At 62.9% G+C, this 3600-nt stretch carries 4 protein-coding genes and 1 pseudogene; 3 read left to right on the forward strand and 2 right to left on the reverse strand.

Translation table 11 applies throughout. From position 1 onward, the window contains the following. Positions 1-606 (reverse strand): annotated as a pseudogene (locus ACLP25_RS13015) (SIR2 family protein); the annotation flags it as partial. Positions 607-1378: 772 nt separating this feature from the next. On the opposite strand from ACLP25_RS13015, the gene ACLP25_RS13020 reads away from it, so the two are divergent. Continuing rightward, positions 1379-1642, forward strand: coding sequence for a WGR domain-containing protein (locus ACLP25_RS13020; protein ID WP_442469613.1), 264 nt, complete (start codon positions 1379-1381; stop codon positions 1640-1642). Between the two features lie 42 nt (positions 1643-1684). On the opposite strand, the gene ACLP25_RS13025 is transcribed toward ACLP25_RS13020, so the two are convergent. Further along, the gene (locus tag ACLP25_RS13025; protein ID WP_442469614.1) at positions 1685-1960 is read right to left on the reverse strand and encodes an HU family DNA-binding protein; all 276 of its coding nucleotides are present in this window, start codon (positions 1958-1960) and stop codon (positions 1685-1687) included. 193 nt (positions 1961-2153) lie between these two features. Between ACLP25_RS13025 and ACLP25_RS13030 the strand changes: the two genes are divergently transcribed. Beyond that, positions 2154-2363: a cold-shock protein gene (locus ACLP25_RS13030; RefSeq protein WP_442469615.1), complete on the forward strand. Its 210-nt coding sequence runs from the start codon at positions 2154-2156 to the stop codon at positions 2361-2363. A 478-nt stretch (positions 2364-2841) separates the two neighbouring features. Beyond that, positions 2842-3549 carry a DUF2161 domain-containing phosphodiesterase gene (locus ACLP25_RS13035; protein WP_442469616.1) on the forward strand — a complete coding sequence of 236 codons (708 nt, stop codon included), beginning with the start codon at positions 2842-2844 and terminating at the stop codon, positions 3547-3549. The last annotated feature ends 51 nt before the right edge of the window (positions 3550-3600 follow it).

Here is a 3600-nt window from a genome sequence, read left to right on the forward strand (position 1 = left end):
CGCATGAAAGGCTAGTTCGTTGATAAACGTTCGGACCGCAGCCACCACTTCATGGGGATCAAACTCGCACAGGAGTGGGTTTGCACCAGGAAGCTGATCCGGGAAAGGCATCCGCCGAAAGCCATGCGGGGAATAGAGCGCCGTGCGCGCCGCCTCGACCGCGGCCCCGTCGCAGAGCTTGCCGGCGGCGTCGTAGGCGAGGGTCCAGATGTCGTAGTTGATTCTGGCGCGCGTTATGCCCTGGATCTCGACGAAATCGTCCCGCCCCGCCTGCCTCAGCGCCGTCGCGAATTCGTCGTCGTACCAAGAGTTGACCACGAGCTGGAGCGGCGCGCCCGCTAGAAACCGGACGAGCGCGCTAGGAGCGACGGGGCTCGCGAAAATGTCAGCCATGTAGGCCTGTAGGGTCTTCCGATGCCGCCGGCTCTCGATGAACTGCGCCACCGACCACATGTTGGTCCGAATGCGAGACGGGGCCGGCGCCTTGGCGTGCAACGCCGCGGCGACCGCTTCCGGCGTCGCCGGCAGGGCGGAGCCGGTCAGCGCGAGAAGGCCGGGGCCGAGATAGGGAACGAGGGCGTCCCTGAGGAGGAGGTCGCGGACCACCGCGAGGCGCCGGGCCGGATCCGACGGCGCGACGCGAAGTTCGGGCTAGGAGGTTCTCAGCGTCGGCCGCCGTAAATCCGCAGGTTGGGCTTAGCGACGGAGCGGGATCGAGCCGTCGCTTTACGTCTCGATATCGAGCCACCAGGTCGGCAGCGCTTTTGGGGTTCGTCGGAATACCCGATCATGGATCCGCTCTCTCGGGTGGTCGCAGGCGAAGTTTTCAAGCTCACTCGAGCTTCCTGCGTTCACCGCGCTGCGACCGCCAAGCGGTCGCGCTGCAAGGGCGCGCGGAACGCGCGGGAGCTTTGCGACCTACCCTTGTCGGCGCGGCCGGCGTCAGCGGTAGCCAACTCTCTCTCCTTCACTTCTCAGGGCAACCTGGGCTGCGCCGGCGCGAACAAGAGATCGCAGTTCTCGCAGATGCTGGGCCCCTCCATGCTTTCCTGGCCTTCACCGCCGCCTAAGCCGGAGGCGCCCGCGATCCAATGGCGTGCGCTGGAGTTTGCGACCGACCGCAGCGTCGAGGCTCTCGTTCATTTCCGCTGGCTCTTCGCTCTCCGGGATGGGCCGAGTGAATGCGACGGCGTTGCGAAGATCTAATCCCAGTCCAGGATAGATTGACGCCCTCGGACCAATGAAGTCCGGGGTGCAACGCCGATCCGTGTTTGGACACCACTCCAATCTGCAATCGATTCGAAAACCGAATCGGAGCGATGCTATCGATTCCAACCATTCGTTGGACGCCAGCGTTTTGTTGCGTCTTAGCTTGTCCATGGCCACGGACGCGGACAACCCGACCCTTCTTCAAGTTCTCGTGCTCGAGCGGGTCGACCGCGCCAGAAACATGGCGCGATTTTACGTCCTCTCGATCGAGCCGACGCTCTTTGAGGATCTGGCGCTTGTGCGCCGGTGGGGCCGCATAGGAAGCCCGGGGCGCGAGCGGATCGACCTGCACCCGTCCCGGCCCGTCGCACAGATCGAGCTCAAGAAATGGCTCGATCTCAAGACTCGCCGGGGCTACCAGCTTCGGGCCTGACCAGAGGCCGCGTCGCCTTCAATCATTTAGCGCTGTTCCAGTTCAGCCGTTCAAGAGGTCCTTGACCGATTTGGCTGCTGAGAAGGTGAGCTTCTTCGACGCCGCGATCTTGATCTTTTCCCCACTCGACGGATTGCGCCCTTCGCGCTCCAGCGTTTCCTTGACCTTGAACTTGCCGAACCCCGGCAGCGACACCTCCGCCCCGCTTGCCGCTGCGTCAACGATGTCTTTCAGGATGTCGTCGACGATGGACTTAGCTTGCGCCTTGCTGACGCTATGCGCCTCAGCGATCTTTGCGACGAGTTCGGTTGTGTTCATTTGAGGAGGTCCCAGAGATTTGAATCGGTGGCGTCCATGGCATGGCGCCTACGGCATGTCACCATCGCATCCCGCGTGATATACGGGGGCGCCCCCGCCGAATCACACCGGCGGGTGCCGATCGTCTATGGCTGCGCCAGGCAATGAAAGTCGGCTCCGCGACGGTGGTCGGTCAATTCGAGAGGAGCACGACATGGCGACGGGGACAGTGAAATGGTTCAACGCAACAAAAGGCTTCGGATTCATTCAGCCTGACGCTGGCGGGCCTGATGTGTTCGTCCATATCAGCGCAGTCGAACGGGCTGGAATTCGGGACCTGAATGAAGGTCAGAAGATCGCCTACGAGATCGTCGCCGACAAGCGCAGCGGCAAGTCCTCGGCGGACAACCTGAAGCCGGTCTGAAATTGGCGAACCGAACGAGGTTGGTCCCGCCCTGTGCACTTGTGGTCGTTTGCACAGCCAGCGCTCGAGTCCGAGGTCCCACCCTCTACGACGCCGGCTGACGCCACTGAGATGGTCTGCGAGAACGACCGATCGATAAGTCGCCATGCCGGGCAACCCGGCCCCGCGTGGCGATTTCCAAATCTGTCCGCAACAGTCAATTGACTTCGTGGCCGCGAAGTCCGCCCAGATGCCAACGAAAGTTGGCCCACCTGATGGCTGGCCGTTGACGGGCGAGACCCGACCCACGCGCCAAGGCGATGACAGACGTCAATCCGGTTCCATCCCGCGCCATCATGGGGCGGAGCAAGCGCGACATTGGGCGTGCTTGAATGGAAGCATTCTTTCTCGAAGTAATCGCCCCGACGCGGTCGTCGTCCACGCTACGTTAACGAGGCATTGCGAAGTTGGTCCGACTCCGCATTGAGAGGCCATCTCCTTGGAAACCGACCTCTATCTACCGATAAAACGGCATCTGGAGAGGCTCGGCCTGGTGGTCAAGGGCGAGGTGTGCGGCTGTGATCTCGTCGCCCTATCCGGTGGCTCACCCGAACTCGTCGTGATCGGCGAACTGAAGCAAAGCTTCACGCTCGAACTGGTGCTACAGGCTGTTGATCGCACAGCCGTTTGCGACGAGATCTGGCTTGCTGTCGGCGCCTCCAAGCGGGGGCGTGGCCGAGAGAACGACGCGCGCGTGAAGAAGCTCTGCCGATATCTGGGCTTCGGTCTTCTCACCGTCACCGCGGAGCGGAGGGTCGATGTATTAGGGGAGCCAGCGCCATGGAAGCCGAGGCGCGACGCCAAACGGCGTTCGCGCATCGTCGAGGAGCATCGTCGCCGCAAGGGGGATCCGGTCGCGGGCGGTTCGACCCGGACGCCGCAAATGACAGCCTATCGTCAGCAGGCGCTCGCCGTGGCGAACGCGCTTTCCATCACGTCGAGCCGCCCGCGGGACCTTCGGATACTGGCTCCCGACGCCGCGAAAATCCTTCAGGGCAATGTCTACGGTTGGTTCGAGCGGATCGAACGAGGGCGTTACGCGCTGACCTCGTCTGGACGCGTCGCCCTCGTCACATGGGCAGATCGTGTTTCCCCCGAGGCGAGCGCAAAATTTGGCGCTCGCCCGATGCCTGGAACGATGGCGTGACTCTGCGTGCCCAATGGCGCGAGCGCATTCACGGGTATTCGTCCTGGCGAC

It is taken from the genome of Roseiarcus sp., from assembly GCF_052145395.1.
GTDB lineage: Bacteria > Pseudomonadota > Alphaproteobacteria > Rhizobiales > Beijerinckiaceae > Roseiarcus.

What these genes read in the sequence shown, in the direction of transcription:
- ACLP25_RS13020 (WP_442469613.1), top strand. Translation starts at nt 1,379, where the DNA reads ATGGCCACGGACGCGGACAACCCGACCCTTCTTCAAGTTCTCGTGCTC.
- ACLP25_RS13025 (WP_442469614.1), bottom strand. Translation starts at nt 1,960, where the DNA reads ATGAACACAACCGAACTCGTCGCAAAGATCGCTGAGGCGCATAGCGTC.
- ACLP25_RS13030 (WP_442469615.1), top strand. Translation starts at nt 2,154, where the DNA reads ATGGCGACGGGGACAGTGAAATGGTTCAACGCAACAAAAGGCTTCGGA.